Source organism: Actinomadura sp. 9N215, from assembly GCF_044326345.1.
Classification (GTDB): Bacteria; Actinomycetota; Actinomycetes; order Streptosporangiales; family Streptosporangiaceae; genus Spirillospora.
Genome location: NZ_JBIRBA010000001.1, coordinates 611,907 through 632,572, shown reverse-complemented (window position 1 = coordinate 632,572; position 20,666 = coordinate 611,907). Strand labels below are relative to the sequence as shown.

General features: G+C 70.5%; 17 protein-coding genes. 10 read left to right on the top strand and 7 right to left on the bottom strand.

From position 1 onward, the window contains the following. Positions 1–39: 39 nt before the first annotated feature. From ACH34T_RS02585 to ACH34T_RS02560, 6 genes are all read right to left on the bottom strand, one after another. Positions 40–759, bottom strand: coding sequence for an NIPSNAP family protein (locus ACH34T_RS02585; RefSeq protein WP_395990277.1), 720 nt, complete (start codon positions 757–759; stop codon positions 40–42). A 358-nt stretch (positions 760–1,117) separates the two neighbouring features. Continuing rightward, on the bottom strand, positions 1,118–2,908 hold the full coding sequence (locus tag ACH34T_RS02580; RefSeq protein WP_395990276.1) for a hypothetical protein: 1,791 nt from the start codon (positions 2,906–2,908) through the stop codon (positions 1,118–1,120). A 382-nt stretch (positions 2,909–3,290) separates the two neighbouring features. Next, positions 3,291–4,169, bottom strand: a complete 879-nt coding sequence (locus tag ACH34T_RS02575; protein WP_395990275.1) for an ROK family protein — start codon at positions 4,167–4,169, stop codon at positions 3,291–3,293. Further along, positions 4,166–4,981, bottom strand: coding sequence for a carbohydrate ABC transporter permease (locus ACH34T_RS02570; RefSeq protein WP_395990274.1), 816 nt, complete (start codon positions 4,979–4,981; stop codon positions 4,166–4,168). Before ACH34T_RS02570 ends, ACH34T_RS02575 begins: the two co-directional genes overlap by 4 nt. Further along, positions 4,978–5,958 carry a carbohydrate ABC transporter permease gene (locus ACH34T_RS02565; protein WP_395990273.1) on the bottom strand — a complete coding sequence of 327 codons (981 nt, stop codon included), beginning with the start codon at positions 5,956–5,958 and terminating at the stop codon, positions 4,978–4,980. Before ACH34T_RS02565 ends, ACH34T_RS02570 begins: the two co-directional genes overlap by 4 nt. Beyond that, on the bottom strand, positions 5,959–7,206 hold the full coding sequence (locus ACH34T_RS02560; RefSeq protein WP_395990272.1) for an extracellular solute-binding protein: 1,248 nt from the start codon (positions 7,204–7,206) through the stop codon (positions 5,959–5,961). It lies immediately after the preceding gene. A gap of 575 nt (positions 7,207–7,781) precedes the next feature. Here ACH34T_RS02560 and ACH34T_RS02555 point away from each other — a divergent pair. The 3 genes from ACH34T_RS02555 (at position 7,782) to ACH34T_RS02545 (ending at position 12,190) form a co-directional block, all read left to right on the top strand. Beyond that, a complete protein-coding gene (locus tag ACH34T_RS02555) occupies positions 7,782–8,609 on the top strand; it encodes an SRPBCC family protein (RefSeq protein ID WP_395990271.1) in 828 nt (275 codons plus the stop codon). Between the two features lie 11 nt (positions 8,610–8,620). Continuing rightward, positions 8,621–9,661, top strand: coding sequence for an SRPBCC family protein (locus ACH34T_RS02550; protein WP_395990270.1), 1,041 nt, complete (start codon positions 8,621–8,623; stop codon positions 9,659–9,661). Between the two features lie 324 nt (positions 9,662–9,985). Beyond that, on the top strand, positions 9,986–12,190 hold the full coding sequence (locus tag ACH34T_RS02545; protein WP_395990269.1) for a histidine kinase: 2,205 nt from the start codon (positions 9,986–9,988) through the stop codon (positions 12,188–12,190). Here ACH34T_RS02545 and ACH34T_RS02540 read toward each other — a convergent pair. Next, positions 12,187–12,792, bottom strand: a complete 606-nt coding sequence (locus tag ACH34T_RS02540; RefSeq protein WP_395990268.1) for a DNA-binding response regulator — start codon at positions 12,790–12,792, stop codon at positions 12,187–12,189. The genes ACH34T_RS02545 and ACH34T_RS02540 overlap by 4 nt on opposite strands. Positions 12,793–12,967: 175 nt before the next feature. Here ACH34T_RS02540 and ACH34T_RS02535 point away from each other — a divergent pair, with 175 nt between their 5' ends. From ACH34T_RS02535 to hpnC, 7 genes are all read left to right on the top strand, one after another. After that, positions 12,968–13,699 carry an ABC transporter ATP-binding protein gene (locus ACH34T_RS02535; protein WP_395990354.1) on the top strand — a complete coding sequence of 244 codons (732 nt, stop codon included), beginning with the start codon at positions 12,968–12,970 and terminating at the stop codon, positions 13,697–13,699. Further along, the gene (locus ACH34T_RS02530; protein ID WP_395990267.1) at positions 13,699–16,146 is read left to right on the top strand and encodes an ABC transporter permease; all 2,448 of its coding nucleotides are present in this window, start codon (positions 13,699–13,701) and stop codon (positions 16,144–16,146) included. The genes ACH34T_RS02535 and ACH34T_RS02530 overlap by 1 nt, the downstream gene beginning before the upstream one ends. Positions 16,147–16,218: 72 nt before the next feature. After that, on the top strand, positions 16,219–16,659 hold the full coding sequence (locus ACH34T_RS02525; protein WP_395990266.1) for a helix-turn-helix transcriptional regulator: 441 nt from the start codon (positions 16,219–16,221) through the stop codon (positions 16,657–16,659). Positions 16,660–16,688: 29 nt separating this feature from the next. Next, positions 16,689–17,111 (top strand): VOC family protein, encoded by a 423-nt coding sequence (locus ACH34T_RS02520; RefSeq protein ID WP_395990265.1) that lies wholly within the window; start codon positions 16,689–16,691, stop codon positions 17,109–17,111. Positions 17,112–17,677: 566 nt separating this feature from the next. Further along, on the top strand, positions 17,678–18,487 hold the full coding sequence (locus tag ACH34T_RS02515; RefSeq protein WP_395990264.1) for an SAM-dependent methyltransferase: 810 nt from the start codon (positions 17,678–17,680) through the stop codon (positions 18,485–18,487). A gap of 220 nt (positions 18,488–18,707) precedes the next feature. After that, positions 18,708–19,523, top strand: a complete 816-nt coding sequence (locus ACH34T_RS02510) for a helix-turn-helix domain-containing protein (protein ID WP_395990263.1) — start codon at positions 18,708–18,710, stop codon at positions 19,521–19,523. 281 nt (positions 19,524–19,804) lie between these two features. Then, complete coding sequence (gene hpnC / locus ACH34T_RS02505) at positions 19,805–20,662, top strand: squalene synthase HpnC (protein WP_395990262.1); 858 nt, start codon at positions 19,805–19,807, stop codon at positions 20,660–20,662. Positions 20,663–20,666: the final 4 nt, after the last annotated feature.

Genomic DNA, 20,666 nt, shown 5'->3' with positions numbered 1-20,666 from the left:
CCGCCCCGCGCGGGTGAAGCCGCAGGTCTGATCGCCCGGTCAGCGCAGCAGCGATCGCGCGGTCGGGGCGAGGGTCAGCCGCTCCAAGGTGGGCGCAAGGGCGGGCTGGAGCCGTGTCGTCCATTCAGGGGAGCGCGCGAGGCGATCAAGGTGGTCGCGGTGGTGGTCGGCGTCGGCGAAGGAGGTGAACCAGACGAAGACGTTCTCGCCCGTCCGCACGGGAAGGCGCGGGAAGGTGTTCTCCGCGGGCTCGGTCTGGAATCGGACGGCGGGCGCCCCGCCGATCTCCTTGAGGAATGGCGCGACCTCGTCCTCGAAGAAGGCATGGAACATCTCATCGACGGGCGCGTCCCGATGGACGATCGTGGCCATTACACGGGACTCCGGCGGCGTCGCACCTATTGGCGGCCTTTCCCTCTCCGGCGCACCCCCGGAATCGGACGAGGCCGGACGCAGGAGAAGAACGTCGTCCGAGTCGACCATCGTGGCCGCGGCGGCGCGCCCGTGCGCCTTCCACGCGGCACCGTCCAGGTAGAACGCGGTCAGTGCCGCCTTCCTCACCTCCATGTCGCGGAACCCGCGCAGCCACACGAAGCGGTTCGGGTCGGCCTCGTCGCGGAACTGCCCGATGACATGGATTCCGACGGCCTCCTGGGTTTCGATGAACTCGCGCTCGAAAATCTCGATGAGCACGTCCCGCCGGCCGGGGTGCAGGGTGTACTGCCTGAGTTCGACGACCGAACAGTCGGACACGGTCATTGGAGACTCCTTGTACGGGTGGTCGCTGGCCAGCGTCCAAAGTGCCAGTACCGCACCTTCGGCACGAGTGGCAAAGACGTCGGATTCCGCACATTTTCCGCCACGACCACCACCGGCACCGCCGGCCAGGGGAGGTCTTGGATGTGTTTTGAGGGTCCGCGTGCCTTTGAGGGCAACTCCCCGGGTAGGCACTCCGGCGTCCGTTCGAAAACGACGACTTCCCGGTCGCGGTGCGTCCATGACCGGGTCAAGGGGAGACGATGAACCGTTATCTGAAGGCGGCATGCGTGAGCGCCGTGGTCATCGCGCCGCTGTCGACCAGCCTCACGGCACAGGCATCGACTGAGGCGCAACAGCGTCAGGCCATCGCGGCCCCGGTCGAATGCGCCGTGCGCGCCACGGCGCATCTGGACCGAGGGTTCGTGAACGACGAAGTGCGCACGGCCCGTGTCGAAAGCCTTTCCCGCGTGGGGGGATCCTGCGAGGGGATCAGCGGTGTGGGGCCCGGCATCACCCGGGTGTCGGAGCAGAACATCACCGCGACCGGAACGTGCCGGGAGGGACGGGTGAGCGGCGAGGTCAAGGGCCAGGCGGCCACGGGCCAGTCCGTCACGGTGTCATTCAAGGCGCAGTACAGGGCCGGTGGAGCGGGGACGTTCGAGGCGACCACCAGGGGCGGCCCCATGGGCGGCCAGCGCTTCAGCGGCACCGGCACTTCGCACTTCTCCGCGGCGGAGTGCGCCACCGCGGAAGGCGACAAGTCGATCGAGGGAGAGTCCCGGTTCCGGGCGAACACCCCGGGGCTCCCAAGCTTTCCGAGCTGAACGCGACACACGATAGGCGCTGGCGGATTCGGCAATAGCGCCATCGTGCTCAACGGCCCACTGAGCAAGGCCGATTCGTCGAAATAGCACCATCGGCGTAATGGCTTCGCCAGGCGGCGTCCGAAAAGCGAGAAAGCACGATGCCGGTGCCGACTTCCACGGTCGGCACCGGCACCATCACGAAAAGACTCGTATGAGCTCGGCCTGCGCGCACGGGGCGTCCAATGGCGCCGTCCCAGCGACCGAGACCGAAGGTACCGGCTCACCGCGATCTGCTGGTCTCGCCACGGGCGACGACCGGCCCCCGGCTTACGGCGGCCGGTCTCCCGCTCACGGCGGCCGGTCTGAGCAGCGCCGCGACAGGCCACGCGGCGGCCAGGCCGACGACCAAGGCGAGGACCGGCGCATGCCAGGACGGACGGTTCTCCAGCAGCCCGGACCTCGCCTTGGTCGTCGGCGAAGGCCGCGGAGCCGAGCGGCTGGTAGTCCCACGCCAGCCAGAGCACCAGCAGATGGACGATCAGCAGCGCGCCCGCCGCCACCATCGACACGGGCCAGGCGCGCCCATGCCGCAGAAAGATGCCGATGGTCGTCCAGCCCGCCGTCACCACGGCGAGGATCGCGGTCACGGCGGACATGATCCCGCGAGAGATTCCGGCCGCCTCGTCGACGTACTCGTTCCCGCCATGGGCGGCAGCGGTGATCGCGGCGAGGTTGACAGCCGCGTACAGGACGACCACGGCGGGCGCCGCCATCAGCATCGACGTGCTGGTGCGGTGGCCGCGCGCCGAGATCTCGACGCCGCCGCGTCCCGCGATCCAGGAACTGCCGCGCGACCGGGCCAGGAGTACGCAAGCTGCGATTGCCGCGACCGCCGCCCCGATCACCACCGCCGCCAGCGCTGGGCGATACCACCCGGGGCTGACCGTGTCCATCGCCCACGGGACGCCCGCCAGCCCGCCGTCCGGCCTCTCGACGTGCTGCGTCCCGAAGTCGTGCACCGGGTCGCGCACGAACACCAGAAAGAGCCCGACCAGGTAAATGGCGGTCAGCGTACCGGCGGCCAGCAAGACGGCGGCGGGCCGCCGGAACGCGCCCCGGCGCACGACCCACGCGAGCGCGCCGAACACAAGGACGGCGACCGCGAAGAACCCCGCGATGAACATGATGCGGCGCGCGCCGAACTCCGCGTACTCCGCGAGCGCGAGATCGACCACGTCGGCGTTGACGCTCGGACGCGCGCCTGGAAGCGCCGCCTTGGTGCGCCCGAACGCGATCAGATCGATCACCGTGACCAGCACCCCTGCGGGCAGCGCCGCGAGCAACAGAAGCGCGGCCGCCAGCGGCGGACGCCCCGCCCCCGCCACGCCGCGCTCCAGGCTGTCGACCACGAACGGCCTCCTGCACCGCGGGCTCCAGCCCCCCGGCCGGACGACCCGCTCTCGGTTGTCCCGTCCGCCCCTAACGACGATCAACCCCCACCCCAAGTTCCCCCTCACCCCGCCCCCGGCTAGCGGGGCCCGGGTTCAGGAAGACGCCCCCCACACCCGCCGTCTTGGCTATCGCCCTCGGGCCGTCCGCCACCTGTTCAGAGCGGCTCGCCGTGTTCGAGGTAGTGGACGGTGCCGTCACGGTGGGCGGCGTGAGCGTGGACGAGGCGGCGCGCCAGGCGACACCACTCTTCGGATGGAGTTCTCGCGTAATTGACTACGTGACCAGGCGGTGGGCGAGGATTGTGGCGCCTTTCACGGCTGCCTGGTCGTCCAGTTTGGAGAGCAGGAGGGGTGGGGACGGGCGGAACTTCAAGCGGTCGGTCAGGCGGGTTGCCAGAGGGTCCAGGAGAGTCTTTCCGGCCTGGGCCAGGCCGCCGCCTATGACGATTAGGCCCGGGTCTACCAGAAGTGTCGTGGCTGCTAGACCGTCTGCGAGAGTGTCCAGGGCGTCGGACCAGACCTGTTCTGCCTTCTCGTCGTTCTTTTCGGCGCGGGCTATGACCTCTTCCGCCGGGACGTTCCCGCCGTAGCGGCGGGAGATCGAGGCGGCCGAGGCGTAGGTTTCCAGGCAGCCCTTGTTGCCGCAGGCGCAGTCCTCGCCGTCCGGACGGACGACCACGTGGCCTATCTCCCCGCTCCAGCCCGCGACCCCCGGGTACGGGGCGTTGTTGATGATGAGCGCGGCCGCTATTCCCGTGCCGATCGCCATGAAGACGAAGTCGTCGGCGTCGCGTCCCGCGCCTAGGACGGCCTCCGCCAAACCGCCCGTGCGGACGTCGTGGCCCAGCGCCACGGGAATTCCCAGGCGTTCCTGTGCGAGGTGGAGAATGGGGGCGTCCCGCCAGCCGATGTTGGCGGAATGGACGGCGGTGCCCGTCGACTCGTCCACGATGCCGGGCACGACGATTCCCGCGGCGCGGGCAGGGGAGTCGAGGGCGTCCGCGCGGGTGGCCAGGTGGGCGGCGAAATCGAGGATTCCGCCGACCGGGTCGGTGCGGTTCGTGGGGCGTGACTCCGTGACCATTGTTTCGGAGTCCTCGGTGATGGCGGCCTTCATGGTGGTGCCGCCGACGTCCAGGCCGATGAGGCTCATTTGACCGAACCCGCGGTCAGGCCGCCGATGAGGTAGCGCTCGATGAAGATGAACAGAATGACCACCGGGACGATCGCGATCAGGGACGTGGCGAAAAGGAACTGCCAGTCCGCCTGATACTGGGTGACGAAGGACGGGACGGCGACCGTGAGCGGGCGCCGGTCGGGGGACGCTGTGACCGTCAACGCAACGATGTACTCGTTCCATGCGGCGATGAAAGTGTAGACGATCGCGGTCACGACGCCCGGCATGGAAATGGGCAGGGTGACGCGGGTGAGTGCGCCGAGGCGGCCCGCGCCGTCCAGGAAGGCGGCCTCTTCGAGTTCCCTCGGGATGCTGGAGAAGTAGCCGTGCAGGATCCAGACGCAGAAGGGGAGGTTGAAGGCCGCGTTCACCAGGATCAGCGACAGCAGCGTGTCGGTCAGGTCCAGGGCCACCATTTCGCGGTAGATGCCGATGACCAGTGCGGTCGGCGCGAACATCTGCGTCACCAGGACCAGCAGCAGGAAAGCGCCGCGGCCGCGGAAACGGTTCCGGGCGGTGTAGTACGCGGCGGGCATCGCGCAGGCCAGCGTCACCACGGTGGCGGCGGCCGCGACGGTCAGGGAGACCCGCAGGTACGTCCAGACCGGGGCGGCCGACCAGACGTCGACGAAATTCGACCACGTCCAATCCGACGGCAGATAGGCGCCCGGCGACGCGGTCAGTTCGCGGTCGGGTTTGAGCGCGGCGATGAACATCTGCAGGTACGGCAGCAGGAACGCGAGCGCGACCAGCCAGCCGATCCCGGCGAGAACGATCCGGCGCGTCATCGGATCTCCTTCCGCCAGCGGGCGGCGCGCAGGTACAGCAGCACCATGACGAGGATCAGGACGAAATTGACGACCGCCATCGCGCCGGACTCGCCGACGTTCTGGTCGAAGAAGGCCAGCTTGTACATGAACGTGGTGGTGGTGTCGGTGTCGTGGCCGGGCCCGCCGCCCGTCATCGCCCAGATGATCGGGAAGCTGTTGAACACGTTGATGACGTTGATGATCGAGGCGATGAGAATGGCGGGGCGCAGGAGCGGGAGGGTGATGCCGACATAGGTGCGGAACGGGCCCGCGCCGTCCACCCGGGCCGCCTCGTACACGTCGGACGGGATCGTCTGCAGCCCGGCGAGGATCACGAACGACGTGAACGGCAGCGAGACGAACACCGCGACCCACATCATCCACACCATCGCCTGGGACGGGTGCGCGAGCCAGTTCACCGGCTCGTCGATCAGGTGCAGGTCGAGCAGGACGCGGTTGACGAGCCCGGAGTAGTTGTCCAGCATCCACTTCCAGATCAGCGCCGTCATCAGCACCGACGCCGCCCACGGGACCACCACCGCCCAGCGGACGACGCGGCGTCCGGGGAAGCGGGCGTTCAGCAGCTGGCCGAGCGCGAGCGACAGCGCCATCGTGACGGCCACGATCCCGCCGACCCACAGCAGCGTCCGCAGCACGACGGGGACCAGGTCGTCCTCGTCGAACAGGTCGCGGTAGTTGTCCGCGCCGCGGTACCCGACCGTCACGCCGGACGACGTGATGTCCTGCAAGGACGTGCGCACCATTTCGATGACCGGCCACACCACGACGACGAAGATGAGCACGAGGGACGGGCCGAGCCACAGCAGCGGGGTCAGCGCCCGCGCGGCCCGCCGCGGGAGGGAATGGCCGGGAGCGACGGAATGGCGGGGAGCGGAGGAGTGGCGGGGGGCCCGGGAGGTGGCGGCCCCCCGCCGCCTCGTCTTGAAGTCCCGCATTCAGCCGGCCTTCTCGGCCGTCTCCTGGAGTTTGTCCAGGACCGTCTTCGGATCCTCGTCCGCCACGGACGCGCCGAGGTCCTGCTTGACCGCGCCCGCCACCGCGGACCACGCCGGGTTGGACGTCGGCGCGAACTTCGACGTGGGCAGCGCGTCCACGAACAGCTTCATATACGGGTCGGCGCTGAGCGCGTCACCGGCGGATTTCGTCACCGGAAGGAAGCCCTCCTTGATGAGGAATTTGGAGGTGTTCTCCTTCTGGTAGACGTAGTCCAGGAACTTCTTGATGGCGTCCTTGTTCTTGCCGCCGGCCTTCTTGAACGCGACGAGGACGTCCATGACACCTAACGTGTTGTGCTCGCGCCCGCTCCTGCTCGGCAGCGGGGCGACGCCGAAGTCGAGGTTCTTGTTCACGGGTGCGATGAATCCGGCCTTCGTGAAAGGACCGCCGATCGACATGCCGATCCTGCCCTGCGCGAACTGGTTGAACACCGTCTTGCGCTCGGTGCTTTCCGGGTTCGGCTGCGTCAGCCCGGACTTGGTGAGGTCCTTGAGGAAGGTGAGCGTGTCGACGTTGGCCTTCTGGTTGATGGCCCATTTCCCGGACGCGTCGACCCAGCCGCCGCCGTTGTTCATCGCCCAGGAGTAGAACTCGGCCTGCGGCTCCTCGGGACCGAGCGGCAGCCCGTATCCGAACGCGCCCGTCTTCCTGATCTTCTCGGCGTCCGTCCTGACCTCAGCCCAGGTCGCGGGCGGGCCGGTGATGCCGGCCTTCTTGAACAGCGGCTTGTTGTAGAAGAGGAGGCGGGCGCTGGAGATGAACGGAATGCCGTACTGCTCGCCGTTGTACTCGGCCTGCTCGACGAAGGTGGGCGTGAAGTCGCTCAGCGTCGCCGGGGACAGGACCTCGGACGCCTTGTAGATGAGGCCGTCGCGGGCGAAGTCGGAGAACGCGTTGTAGTTGAGCAGGTCGGGGACCTGCTTCGTCTGGACGTAGGTCTTGACCTTGGCGTCCATCTGCGTCCAGTCGACCATTTCGAGGTTGACCCCGTAGCCGGAGTTCCTGGACTCGAACTCCTTGATCAGGGCGTCCCAGTAGGGCTTGGCGTTCTCGTCGTAAACGGCCGCGACGAACTTGATGCTCCTACCGTCGGAGTCGTCGCTCGATGAGCTTCCCTTGCCGCATCCGCCGGCCCCGAGCGCCACGGTCAGTCCCGCGGCGACGACGCCCATGAGGTGCCGTTTCATCTGTCCCTGCTTTCTCCCATATTGCATGGTCGAACGTGGTCGAGCACGTGCGCGCAGGCGATTCACCCGGTCATGGGTGATGCAGTTCTTGCGATGAGGTTCCGAATCATTGGGCGCCGCCGGGCGCCGGTCGCTCAAATCACGGTCGGAAATCGTTCGCTCGCGCTGAGCCTCGCTGTTTCCGGCCCGCTCTGCCTCCCCCTTTCGGGCAGCGAAAAATGGGAGCGATCTGATTGTTCGTCGAACCGTCAACGCGTGTTGCGGGGCGAAGATAAACAGCTCGTCCTGACTGGAGCAAGGGGTTCGTTAAGCACGTTTTTTAACTGTTATCGAGTGGGACGGGGTCGTCCGGGGTGGTCCGGTCTCCACGCTGGGCTGGACTGATTTTCACGCTCGACCGGTATGGGCCAGTCTGTGCCTGTCCGATCTGGTCTGGGCCGGTCTGGACAGGTGGGCGTCCGGCGCCCCCGGGCACGATCTGGCCTGCGGTCTGTTTTGCCCCTACTTGACCGGGTAACCCCGGCGCCGTACCTGAACTGAGCCTGAACTGGGCCGAACAGGATGAGCGAGGTGACATGAACTTCCGGATGGGGCTGGCCGCCGGGGCGGGCGGAGCCGTGGCCGCGATGTCGGCCCGGCGCCTCGGGCACCGGATTCTCGGCGCGTCCGGCCGGAGCCTCGTCCAGAAGCTCAGGCGACGGCTGGAGCAGCGGCTGGAGCGGCGGCTGGAGCGGGCCGTCCGGCGCCTTACGGCCGAGGCCGAGCACGGTGGTCCGCTCGTCAAGGCCGCCCTGGCCGGAGCCAAGGCGCTGTACGAGGGAAAGTCCCCGTTCCGCGCGCTGCTGACCTTCGGCTGGACGGCGCTGAAAGAGACCCTCGCCCGCATCTTCGGGCGTGGACGAAGGGGGAAGCCGACCAACATCGCCGAACAGACCGACGTGGGCGCCCCGCGCCGTCTCGTCTACGACCAGTGGACGCGGTTCGAGGACTTCCCGTCCTTCATGAAGAAGGTCGTCAGCGTCGACCAGACCGAGGACGGGAAGCTGCACTGGAAGGCGAAGATCTTCTGGTCGAGCCGGACGTGGGAGTCGACCATCGTCGAGCAGGTCCCGGACGAGCACATCGTCTGGCGGTCCAAGGGCCCGAAGGGGCATGTGGACGGGACCGTCAGCTTCCACGAACTGGCGCCGAACCTGACGCGCGTCCTGCTCGTCCTGGAGTATCGCCCCGTCGGGCTCTTCGAGCGGACCGGCAACCTCTGGCGTGCCCAGGGGCGCCGCACCCGCCTGGAACTCAAGCACTTCCGCCGCCATGTGATGACGCAGGCGCTGGCCCGTCCCAACGAGGTCGAGGGCTGGCGCGGCGAGATCCGCGGCGGCGAGATCGTCACAACCCCGGAGTGAGGTAGCGAATCATGAAACGCGGAAACCGGATGGGCCGGTTGCCCGTCGGAACCATCACCAAACGGCTGCCGGGCGGCCGCAGCAAGCGGATACCCGGCCTGAACGGCATCACGAAGAACCTGCCCGGCGGCAAGCGGACCGTCGGCACGGCGGGCGGCGTCCTGCTGGGCGCGGGCGCGGCCGTCGCCGCGAACCGTGCGCTCAGCGGACACCGGAACGGGCAAGGCCCGTCTGATCCGTCCGCCGACGCGGCCGACGCGCCGGGCAAGGAGCAGAAGAAGCCGAAGAAGCAGAAGAAGGGCCGGGAGGACGAGGCCGCGGAGAAGTCGTCCGGGGAGTCGGGCCCGGGGCTGTTCGGGCGCGTCAAGGACACGGCCACCGGCGTCCTCCCCGGCATCGGCCAGAACAACGCCGAGGACGCCAAGGAAAACGACGCCGAAGACGCCAAGGAAAACGGGAAGAGCGGCGGCGGCAAGGGCGGCGGCACGAAGGTGAAGGTCACCAACATCGTCGAGCACGTCGACATCGGTGCGCCGCGCCGTCTCGTCTACGACCAGTGGACGCGCTTCCAGGATTACCCGTCGTTCATGAAGAAGGTGGTCAGCGTCGAGCAGGCGGAGGACGGGAAGCTGCACTGGAAGGCGAAGATCTTCTGGTCGAGCCGGACGTGGGAGTCGACCATCGTCGAGCAGGTCCCGGACGAGCACATCGTCTGGCGGTCCAAGGGCTCCAAGGGACATGTGGACGGGACGGTCAGCTTCCACAAGCTGGCGCCGAACCTGACGCGCGTCCTGCTCGTCCTCGAATACCACCCGCAGGGCCTCTTCGAGCGGACCGCGAACGTGTGGCGCGCCCAGGGCCGCCGCGTCCGGCTGGAGCTGAAGCACTTCGGCAGGTACGTGATGACGCAGTCGCTCACGCATCCCGACGACGTCGAGGGCTGGCGCGGCGAGATCCACGACAGCGAGGTCGTCCGGACGCACGAGGAGGCGCTGGACGAGGAGGAACGCGACCGCAAGGAGCGCGAGCAGGAGTACGAACAGGCTCGCTGACCCCGCCGCGTCGCTGACGGCGGTCGGCAGCGATCTGCCGGCCCTGGCGTCCGACCCTGGCGTCCGCGCCCGGATCGAGTCCGCTCGGATCGGCGTCCGCGCCCGGGATCGACCCCTGGTGCGGGCGTCGGCTCGCGCGGGGCCGGGGCCCGGGCGCGGCAGCGGCGGGTCGGCCACGGCGGGTCGGCCACGGCGGGTCGGCCACGACGTTCAGCGTGAAGGGCCGCATCCGCGCACCTTGGCCCCGTCGATGCACCCCCGCTTCTCTGGTTGGCTGGGACGAGCGTTTCCTGGCGGGGGAGTTGAGGGGGATTGGCCGAGGCGGTGCATGACTCGCGAGTCGCGCGGGTCGTCGTCGGCGTCGTGCTGGCGTCGTTCGCCGGGGTCTACGTGCTGGCGGCCCCCTCGCGGACGGACGGCGTCGCGCGGGTCGGGACGGTGGCCGTGCTGGTCGCGCTGGTCCTCGCGCTGCAGCTGGTGTGGGTCGTCCCGCGGTTCGAGCGGTGGCGCGGCGGACGCCTCGTGCTCGGACAGGCATTGGCCGCGTACACGGCCGTGCTCGCCTTCGGCACGTCGGTCGGGATGCTCGGGTTCGTCGCCGGTGCGCTGCTGTCGGCGGGCGCGTGGCCGATCGCGGCCGGGGTGGTGGGCAGCGCGGCGGTCATCGGCGTCCTCCGCGGCGGCGGGGCGGCCGTCGCCGATGTCACGATCACGTGCCTGCTGCTCGGGCTGGTGGTGTACGGGCTCGTCCGGCTGGCGGCCCGCGCGGACGACACGGCGGCGGCGCGGCTGCCGCTCACCATGGCGGCGGTCGAGCGGGAGCGGCTGCGCATCGCGGCGGAGCTGAACCGGGGCCTGGGCGACGGGCTCGCGGCGATCTCGGACGGCGCCCGGCGGGCGATCGAGCGTCCCGACGCGATCGGGCGTCCCGACGCGATCGGCGACGTGCTGGCCGTCGCGCGGCGGTCGCTGAACGACGCGCGCGCCGCCGCCGCGGACTTCCGGAGCATGTCGCTGGCGCCCGAGGCGTCGGCCGCGCGGGCCCTGCTGGAGGCGGCGGACGTCCGCGCGGACGTGCGGACCGGGCACCGGGAACCGCTCGGCCCGGCCGGGGCGCTGCTCGCCCTGGTGCTGCGGGAGGCCGTCACGGACGTGGTCCGGACCGGCTCGGCCCGGACCTGCCTGATCGAGACGTCCGAGCGCGACGGCGCGGTCAGGCTGCGCGTGGTCAACGACGGCGTCCGGACGGCGGCGCGCGGCGAGGACGGCCTGGCGGAGGCGGCGGAGCGGGTCCGCGCGGCGGGCGGCGCGTTCTCCGCCGGGCTCGGCGACGACGGCCGGTTCGCCGTGGAGGCGGTCGTGGACGCCGGGGACCGCGCCGACGCCGGGGACCGCGCCCTGACGATGCCCGACCGGGCGGCGTACCGGCTCTCGCTGACCCTCCTCGCGGCCGTCCTGGCGGGGTTCTGCGTGAAGGGCCTGCTGCTGGTCCCGTGGGGGCCGCGCTGGGCGGCCGCGGCGGTCGGCCTGGCGCTGATCGCCGTGGTGCAGCTCGTTTGGACGCGCGGTGGGCGGCCCAAGGGGTGGCCGCTGATCCTCGCCGTGCTGAGCGCCGTGCCCGTCCCGGTCTTCGGGGAGGCGTGGCTGGGCGCCTCCGGCGTCCTCGCGGGCACGTTCCTGGTCGGGCTGCCGGTGCGGGCGGCGGTCCCGCTGGTGGCGGCGACCATGGCCGGGGTCGGGGGCGCGGCGGTGGCGCTCGGCCTCGGGACGGCGGCGGTCGTCAACTACGCCTTCTCCACGCTGGTGACCGGGCTGGTCGTGTACGGGTTCGTCCGGCTGGCGCGGCTGGTGCGGGACCTGCGGGTCGCGGGGGAGGAGCTGGCGCGGGCGGCGACCGTCCAGGAACGGCTGCGGGCGGCCAGGGACCTGCACGACCTGCTCGGGCACAGCCTCGCCGCGATCCTCCTCAAATGCGAGCTGGCGCGGCGGCTCGCCGCCCGCACGGAAACCGAGGCCGACGCGGAACGCGCCCGCGCGGAACTGGTCGAGGTCGTCGCGATGGCCGAGCAGGCCCGCAACGATCTCCGCACCGCGACCGGCGGCGCCGCCGACCTCTCGCTGGACGGGGAGGTGGCGTCCGCGCGGTCGGTGCTCACCGCGGCGGGCGTCGACGTCGAGGCCGAGATGGAGCACGCGGTGGACGGCGAGGCGTCGGTGGTGCTCGGGACCGTCCTGCGCGAGGCCGTCACGAACGTCCTGCGGCACAGCGCCGCCACGCGCTGCACCATCCTGACGGACCGGGACGGCGACGCCGTGCGGCTGGTGGTCGAGAACGACGGGCTCGACCCGGCCGCGCCGCGCACGCCTCCCGGCGCGGGCATCGGAAACCTCACCACGCGGCTCGCCTCGTACGGCGGGACGCTCAGCGCCCGCGCCGACGGCACAGGCCGCTTCCGCCTCGAAGCACGGATCGGCCTGGAGACCAGAAGCGGCCTCGAAGCGCGAAGCGTGGGGACGACGAGCGGCTAGAGCCAGCCCGCTTCGCGGGCGATGCGGGCGGCGTCGGTGCGGTTCCTGGCGTTGAGCTTGGTGACGACGGCGGTCAGGTAGTTGCGCACCGTCCCGGCGGACAGGTGGAGGCGCTCGGCGATCTCCGGCGCCTCGGCCCCCTCGGCGGCGAGGCGCAGCACGTCCGTCTCGCGCGGGGTGAGCGGGTTGTCGGCGATGTCCCAGGCGGTGAGGGCGAGCTTCGGGTCGAGGACGCGCTGACCGGCGGCGACCGTCCGGATCCCGGCAGCCAGCTCCTCCGGCGGCGACGTCTTCAGCAGAAAGCCGCGGACGCCCGCGGTCAGGGCGCGGCGCAGATGACCCGGCTTCCCGTGGCCGGTGAGGACCAGCGTCGTGATCTCCGGCAGGGCGTCGTGGAGCACGGCCGCCGCGGCGAGGCCGTCCAGTCCCGGCATGTCGATGTCGAGGACGGCGACGTCCGGACGGGCCGCGCGCGCCGCGGGCAGCACCTCGTCCCCGCGGTCGACCTCCGCCACCACGGTCAGGTCGGGTTCGAGGTTCAGCAGACCGGCGAGGGCGCTGCGGACGACGTGATGGTCGTCCGCCAGAAGCACCTTGATCACCCCTCATGTGTACCAGCGACGCGGTCACGGCCTGACCCATGACGAGATCACGGGTCCCTGGTGATCTCATCTCTGGCCCGTGAACGCCCAGGTCAGAAGACTGAAGGGCATGAACAAGACAGGCGTGAACGACACAGGCGCGGGCGGGACGGCGGGCCCAGGCGAGACGGCGGGCATGGGCGAAGCTGTGCGGCTGGAGGGCGTCAGCAAGGTCTACGGGCGCGGCAGGGGAGCGGTCGCGGCGCTGCGGGAGGTGACGGCGTCCGTCCCGCGCGGGCGGTTCACGGCGGTCATGGGGCCGTCCGGGTCGGGCAAGAGCACGTTCCTGCACTGCGCCGCCGGTCTCGACACGCCGACGTCGGGCACGGTCCGCCTGGGCGACACGGAGCTGTCCGCGATGAACGAGACGAAGCTGACCGAGCTCCGCAGGAAGCGGGTCGGGTTCGTGTTCCAGGCGTTCAACCTGGTGTCGTCGCTGACGGTCGTGCAGAACATCACGTTGCCGCTGCGCCTGTCGGGGACACGCGCCGACAGGGCGTGGCTGGACGAAGTGCTGGCGCGCGTGGGGTTGGCCGACCGGGCGGGGCATCGTCCGGGCCAGCTGTCCGGCGGGCAGCAGCAGCGGGTCGCGATCGCCCGCGCGCTGGTGACGCGTCCGGAGGTGGTGTTCGGGGACGAGCCGACCGGCGCCCTCGACACGATGACGGCCCGTGACGTCCTCACACTCCTGCGGGAGACGGTGGACGACATGGGCCAGACGGTCGTGATGGTCACCCACGACCCGGTCGCCGCCTCGTACGCGGACACGGTGCTGTTCCTGGCGGACGGGCAGATCGTCGACTGGCTGTCCGCTCCGTCCCGGGACGCGGTCGCGGCACGCATGACCCGGTTGGGGGCGTGGAAGTGATGTTCTGGCTCGTACTCAGCACGCTGCGGCACCGCAAGGCGGGATTCGCCGGGGCTTTCGTCGCGCTTCTGTGCGCTGCCGCGCTGGTCTGCGCGTGCGGTGTCCTGCTCGACACGGGACTGCGCGGCTCTGTCGCGCCCGAACGGTTCGCGGGTTCTCCGGTCGTCGTCACCGGTGACCAGTACGTCCACAAGACCTTCATCAAGAAGAAGGGGAAGAAGAAGCACAAGGCGAAGGCGATCGCAGAGCGCGCTTGGCTGCCGGCGTCCGTCGCCGACAAGCTCCGCCAGGCGGACGGTGTGCGGAACGTGGTCACCGAAGTGTCATTCCCAGCCGAAATAGGCTCCGCCGACGACGACCGCGAATCGTGGGGTCATGGGTGGGAATCGGCCGCGCTCACCCCGTTCACCATCCGGGACGGACGCGCCCCAACCGCGAACAACGAAATCGTCATCGACGCCGCGACGGCCCACGCGAAGGGCCTCCGTCCAGGCGCAACGGTGAAGGTCGCGACGACGACGCCCGGGACATACCGCGTCGTCGGCGTCACCAAGCAGTCCCTCAAGCACCAGACCGCCGTCTTCTTCAGCACCGCCCAGGCCGCCCACCTGTCCGGACGGAACGGCGCCAAAATCACCGCCATCGGAGCGCACGGCCCGGAAAAGGCCATCAAGAACGCCGTGCGCAACGCCAATCACACCAATGGCGCCGGCGCCACCGTCCACACCGGGAAGGACCGCGGCAAGGCGGAGTTCCTCGGCGCGGAGAAGTCCCGGATCAAGCTGATCAGCATGGGCGGCGCGCTCGGCGGGACGGCCCTGCTCGTCGCGATCCTCGTCGTGTCCGGCACGTTCGCGCTGTCGGTGCAGCAGCGGGAGCGGGAGATCGCGCTGCTGCGGGCCGTCGCCGCCACGCCCCGCCAGGTCCGCCGGATGATCGGCCGGGAGGCGCTGCTGGTCGGGCTCGTCGCGGGGCCGCTCGGCGCGGCCGCCGGGCTGCCGGTGGCGTTCTGGCTGCGCGACAGGTTCCGCGCCCTCGACGCGCTCCCGCCCAACCTGGACCTGGTCGTCAGCCCGTTCCCGCCGCTCGCCGCCACGCTCGCGGCGATCGTCGCCGCGTTCGCCGCGGCCCGCGTCACCGCCCGGCGGACGGCCCGGATCCGTCCCGTCGAGGCGCTCGGCGACGCGGCGCTCCGCCCGGCCCGGATGGGGGTCGTCCGGGTCGTGGCCGGTCTCGCCGTCGCCGCCGGAGCGGTCGTCCTGACGATCGTGCTGTCGGGCCTGAACACGGAGGCGGCGTCCAGCCCGGTCACGATGCTGACCGCGATCGTCTGGACGGTCGCCGTGGCGCTGCTCGGCCCGGCCGTCGCCCGCGCCGCCGTCGCCGCCGTGTCCGTCCCGCTGCGGTTCTTCCCGGTCGGCGGGCACCTCGCGGCGGCGAATCTCGCCGCCGGGGCGCGGCGGGTCGCGTCCGTCCTGACGCCGCTCACGCTGATGACGGGCCTGACCGCGACGATCCTGTTCTCCCAGACCACGATGGGCCATGCCGCGACACGCCAGGCGACCGACGGCACGATCGCCGCGCACGTAGCCGGACCCAAGGTGCCGCACAGCACGGCCGAGGAGCTCCGCCGCGCGCCCGGCGTGACCGCCGTGACGGAGGTCCTGCAGAGCACCGTCCGCGTGGACCTGGAGAACTACGCGATCCAGGGCGTCACACCCGCCGGCCTCGACCGCACCATGGACCTGGACGTCCGCGACGGCTCGCTCAAGAACCTCGACCCGTCCACCATCGCCGTGAGCGCCACCGCCGCCGACCGGCTCGGCGTCCGGCCCGGCGACAGGCTGCGCCTCAACCTCGGCGACGGCACGCCCATCCGGCCCACGGTGATCGCCGTGTACGGGCGCGGCCTCGGATTCGGCGACCTCACCGTCTCCCACGACCTCCTCGCCGCCCACGTGGACGACCCGCGCGGCACCCTCCTGATCGCCGGGACGCCGCCCCCGGGCCTGCCGACCACGGACGCCGCCGCCCTCGCCGAGTCCCGCGCGACCACGAACGCCGAGGTCAACCATGTCGCCATGGCTTTGATCATCGCGTTCACGGCGATTGCCGTGGTGAACACGCTCGCGATGTCGACGTCCGACCGGGCCCGCGAGTTCGCGCTGCTGCGCCTCGTCGGGACGACCCGCCGCCAGGTCATGCGGATGCTCGGCTGGGAGACCCTCGCCGTCGTCGCGGTCGCCGCCGTCCTCGGCACCGCGATCGCCCTGGCCACGCTCACCGCGTTCAGCGGCGGGATGACGGGCGGCCCGCCGCACGTCCCGCCGCTCGGGCACCTGGGCGTCCTCGCCTGGGGCGCGCTCCTCGCCGCGATCGCGACGGCCCTCCCCGCCCGGCTGGCCATGGCCGCCCGCCCCGCCGACACGATCAACACCCGCGAATAGCCCGCCGCCCACGCCCACACCCACGCCCACGCCCCCCGGCCACTGTCACCGGCCGGGGGCATAATCGACGGCATGGCGTCCGTGCCGCCCGCCCGTCACCTGCTGCGCGCCAAGGACCTGGCCGACGCGCGGTACTTCGAGCCGCTCACCGTGGCCGACCTGGCGGACGCGGCCGGGCTGTCCCGTGCGCATTTCAGCGAGCGGTTCCGGCGGGCGTTCGGCGAGTCCCCGCACGCCTACCTGCTGACCCGCCGTCTGGAGCGCGCCGCCGCCATGCTGCGGACGACCGACAGATCTGTCGCCGACATCTGCGTCGGCGTCGGGTTGCAGAGCATCGGCTCGTTCACGACCAGCTTCACCCGGATGTTCGGGATGCCGCCGACGACCTACCGCGCCGCGTTCCCGCCGGCGGCCGTCCATGCGCGCGTACCCGGCTGTGTCCTGCGCATATACGGCCGGCCGAAACACCGGACGTTTCGAGAAGACGGGCCCGCCGCCGCGGATCTAGCGTGAGGTTCCACCTACTCCACGGGAGGAACCCGATGATCACCTTTGCCAGCGCGCAGCTGTGGGTGCACGACCAGGACGAGGCGCTCGCCTTCTACACCGAGAAGCTCGGCATGGAGGTGCGGGTCGACGTGACCGTGCCGGAGATGGGCGGGTTCCGCTGGCTGACCGTCGGCCCGGTCGGCCAGCCGGACGTCTCCATCGTCCTGATGGCCCTGCCCGGCGAGCCGGTCATGGACGCGGCGACGTCCGCGCAGGTCCGCGAGCTCATGGCCAAGGGCTTCGCCGGGACGATCTTCCTCGGCACCGACGACTGCCACGCCGCCCACAAGGAGCTGACGGAACGCGGCGTCGAGTTCGTGGAAAAGCCGGAGGAGCAGCCGTACGGCATCGACTCCTCGTTCCGCGACCCGTCCGGCAACCACATCCGCCTGACCCAGGCCTACGCCCAGATGTGACCGCCCACCTCCACAAGCGTCCGAACGCGCCTCCGCAAGGCCGTGCACGCCCGGGCCATTGCGGCCCTTCATGATCATGTTCGCTTTGCGGAGTATAAAAGCCTGAAATCCTGATTATCCATTTTAGAATGTTTTGTACGGGGTTGGCCGACGGGTGCCGCGCGGGCGGGGGCGGCCGCGTGAATGATCGAACGCGGCGAGCGCAAAGGCGCGACCGGGAAGGCGGCCCGGGAGAAATGTCCGGACGGTGAGGTGCGAAGCCTGGTACGGACGGGGCAGGAGATCGTGGCGCGGCCGTAAGCGGCCATTTCGGCCGGAGGTCCGGCGGGGACGGCGCCGGACGTCCCCGGCCTTCGCCGGAATCACTCCTGGTCACCGCCGTCCCGCCAACCTCGGAAGCATGCCCACTCTGCGTATTCGTTAATGTCCTCAATGCCAAAGGGGACAGGTCCGAATTTCACGTTTCTGGCAGCCCCGGGAGCGCCGGGTCTAGGTTTGCCGTAACGCACGCGTCAGCGCCCGCGCGAGCGATCTCGTGCCGTGCCGCTGAAAGGAGCGTCAGGCCGATGACCGATGGCACCCCCGGCCCGGATCAGGGAGCCGAAACGAAGATCAATACGGACGTTCCGCAGTCCGCCCGGATCTGGAACTACTGGCTCGGCGGCACCGACAACTACGAGATCGACCGCATCGCCGGTGACCAGTACGTCTCCCTCTATCCGGGCATCGTGCCGCTCGCCCGCGCGGGCCGCTACTTCATGGACCGCGCGATCAGGTTCCTGATCCACGAGCGCGGCGTCCGCCAGTTCATGGACTGCGGGACGGGCCTGCCCACGGTCGACAACACCCACGAGATGGCCCAGCGCGCCGCCCCCGAGGCGAGGGTCGTCTACGTCGACAACGATCCGCTCGTCCTCGCGCACGCGCGCGCGCTGATGACCGGCACGGACGAGGGCCGCACCGCCTACATCGACTGCGACCTGCACGATCCCAAGACGATCCTGGACCGGGCGGCCGAGATCCTCGACCTCACGCGGCCCGTCGCGCTGCTGCTCGTCAACGTCATGGGCCACATCGTCGACCCCGACGAGGCGAGGCGCGTCGCGCGCGGGCTGCTGGGCGGGCTGCCGTCCGGCAGCTACCTCATCCTCGACGACTGCACCGACGACAACGAGGCGTTCAACGCCGCGCAGCGCGCCTACGACGACACCGGCGCCATCCCGTTCCGGCTCCGCAGCCGCGAGTTCCTCTCCGGCTACTTCGAGGGGCTGGAGGTCGAGGAGCCCGGGCTCGTGACGGCCAACGAGTGGCGCCCGGACGTCGGCGTCGACGTCGAGCTGCTCCCGACACTGTGCGGGGTGGGCCGCAAACCCTGACGCAGAGCGACCTCCGACCGAAAGATAGACGTTCCCGGGGGCCGCGATGCGGAGACCTTCCACGGAACGTTGCGCACCGTTTTGTTCCCGGCGCATTCCGTGAAGGTATAGTCGGAACGGTTGCGCACGCGTCCCCCTGATTGGAGTCCCCTTGGCCTCCGTCACGATCACCGGAAGCAGACCGACCACCGGCGTCCACGGGGACCCGTACGTTCCCAGGATGCTGCTGGCCAGAGGGCTCCGCGCGCTGCGCGAGTCGGCCGGGATCTCCCGGCGGGACGCGGCGAAGGCGATCGGCGGGTCCAGCTCCAAGATCGGAAGGATGGAGCTCGGCCGCACCGGATGCGCGGCCGGCGACGTCGACACGCTCCTCACCTTCTACGGCGCGGACGACGACGAGCGCACCACGCTGCTGGCACTCGCCGAGCAGACCACGGCGCGTCCCTGGTGGCACGCCGACGGCGACATCGTCCCTGGGTGGGTGCGGGCCTACCTCACCGCCGAGCAGACGGCCAAGCTGGTCCGCACGTTCGAGCCCCAGTTCGTCCCAGGCCTGCTCCAGGCCGAGGAGTACGCCCGCGCGCTGATCCGCCGCCTCTATCCCGAGGCGGAGGTCGAGCGGCGGGTCGAGTTCCGGATGCGGCGGCAGCGCGTGCTGCGCCGCCGTCCGCGCCCGCTGAACCTGTGGGTCGTCCTGGACGAGCGGGCGCTGTGGCGGCCGATCGACGGCCCGGCCACGATGCGCGCGCAGATCCTGCACATCATCGAGCTGTGCAAGCGGCCGAACGTGACCGTCCAGATCGCTCCGCGCGGGATCTGCGGACGGGTCGAGGGCGACGGGCCGCTCACCCTCGTCCGGTTCCCGCAGCAGGGCCTGCAGGACATGGTCTACCTGGAGCGGGCCGACAGCGCGGACTACCCGGTCCGCCGGGCGGAGATCGAGCGGCACTGGCACGTGTTCAACACGCTGGTGACCGAGGCGGCCCCGCCGGAGCGGACGCCCTGGATTCTCGCCGACATCCTGGCCACTTACTGACCGTTTCCGCCGGTCACCGGCCTGCCGCCCGCCGCGGCGGCGTTCCATGATCGCCAGCTGGGAATGAGCCATGACAAACGGTGATCGCATGTCTCGTGGATCACATATTCCCGTCTGACCACTTCCGGTCTATATTCGTAAATGACGGATATTCGGGAGGGTCGGCACGGTTACCAGGGGACGTACGCCGCATGACCCTCGTTGCCCGTGTTTACCGGGCGTGCACCCGGTTATCGGGCATGTTCAATGCCCCGCACCACCGCCGCCCTCGAAGGAACGCCATGTCCGTCAGTGAGCGTTTGTGGAACGAGACAGAGGAACGCCGTTCGCGCGACGAACTGCAGACGGGTGAGAACTTTCCCGTCGCCAGCCGGCTGCTGCCGGCGCGTTACCGCGCGCACCTGCTGAACGTGTACGGCTATGCCCGGCTCGTGGACGACATCGGCGACGAGGCGCCACCCGGCGAGCGGGCCGCACTCCTCGACACCGTCGAACGCGACCTCGACCGCGTCTACGCGGGCACGGCGCCGGAGCTCCCGGCGATGCGCCACCTGGCCCGCACCGTCACCGCCTGCGGAATACCGGCCGAGCCGTTCCGCCGCCTCCTCCAGGCCAACCGGCAGGACCAGGAGGTCACCCGGTACACGACGTTCGACGACCTCGTCGACTACTGCGCGCTGTCCGCCGACCCGGTCGGGCACATCGTCCTGCACGTGTTCGGCGCCGCCACCCCCGACCGGCTCGGCCTGTCCGACAAGGTGTGCACGGCGCTGCAGATCGTCGAGCACTGCCAGGACGTCGGCGAGGACTACGGCAACGGCCGGATCTACCTCCCGCAGAACGACCTGCGCCGGTTCGGATGCGTGGAGGACGACCTCGCCGCCGCAGTCACGCCGACCCGCCTGCGCGGCGTCGTGGCACTCCAGGCGCGGCGCGCCCGACAGCTGCTGGACGAAGGAGCCGACCTCACGACCAAGCTCCGCGGATTCGCCCGCCTCGCCGTCTCCGGCTACGTCGCCGGCGGACTCGCGGCCCTGGCGGCACTCGACAAGAACGCATACGACGTGCTGGGCGGCCCGTCACGACCGAGAAAACCGCGGCTCCTCGCCGAGTGGTCGCGGACTCTGGGAAGGAGATGAGGAG

Excerpts from the sequence above, each read along its gene's own strand:
- ACH34T_RS02515 (WP_395990264.1), top strand. The coding sequence starts at position 17,678 with ATGACCGATGGCACCCCCGGCCCGGATCAGGGAGCCGAAACGAAGATC.
- ACH34T_RS02570 (WP_395990274.1), bottom strand. The coding sequence starts at position 4,981 with ATGACGCGCCGGATCGTTCTCGCCGGGATCGGCTGGCTGGTCGCGCTC.
- ACH34T_RS02530 (WP_395990267.1), top strand. The coding sequence starts at position 13,699 with ATGTTCTGGCTCGTACTCAGCACGCTGCGGCACCGCAAGGCGGGATTC.
- ACH34T_RS02560 (WP_395990272.1), bottom strand. The coding sequence starts at position 7,206 with ATGAAACGGCACCTCATGGGCGTCGTCGCCGCGGGACTGACCGTGGCG.
- ACH34T_RS02550 (WP_395990270.1), top strand. The coding sequence starts at position 8,621 with ATGAAACGCGGAAACCGGATGGGCCGGTTGCCCGTCGGAACCATCACC.
- ACH34T_RS02510 (WP_395990263.1), top strand. The coding sequence starts at position 18,708 with ATGCTGCTGGCCAGAGGGCTCCGCGCGCTGCGCGAGTCGGCCGGGATC.
- ACH34T_RS02535 (WP_395990354.1), top strand. The coding sequence starts at position 12,968 with ATGGGCGAAGCTGTGCGGCTGGAGGGCGTCAGCAAGGTCTACGGGCGC.
- hpnC (WP_395990262.1), top strand. The coding sequence starts at position 19,805 with ATGTCCGTCAGTGAGCGTTTGTGGAACGAGACAGAGGAACGCCGTTCG.
- ACH34T_RS02520 (WP_395990265.1), top strand. The coding sequence starts at position 16,689 with ATGATCACCTTTGCCAGCGCGCAGCTGTGGGTGCACGACCAGGACGAG.
- ACH34T_RS02575 (WP_395990275.1), bottom strand. The coding sequence starts at position 4,169 with ATGAGCCTCATCGGCCTGGACGTCGGCGGCACCACCATGAAGGCCGCC.
- ACH34T_RS02565 (WP_395990273.1), bottom strand. The coding sequence starts at position 5,958 with ATGCGGGACTTCAAGACGAGGCGGCGGGGGGCCGCCACCTCCCGGGCC.
- ACH34T_RS02585 (WP_395990277.1), bottom strand. The coding sequence starts at position 759 with ATGACCGTGTCCGACTGTTCGGTCGTCGAACTCAGGCAGTACACCCTG.
- ACH34T_RS02525 (WP_395990266.1), top strand. The coding sequence starts at position 16,219 with ATGGCGTCCGTGCCGCCCGCCCGTCACCTGCTGCGCGCCAAGGACCTG.
- ACH34T_RS02555 (WP_395990271.1), top strand. The coding sequence starts at position 7,782 with ATGAACTTCCGGATGGGGCTGGCCGCCGGGGCGGGCGGAGCCGTGGCC.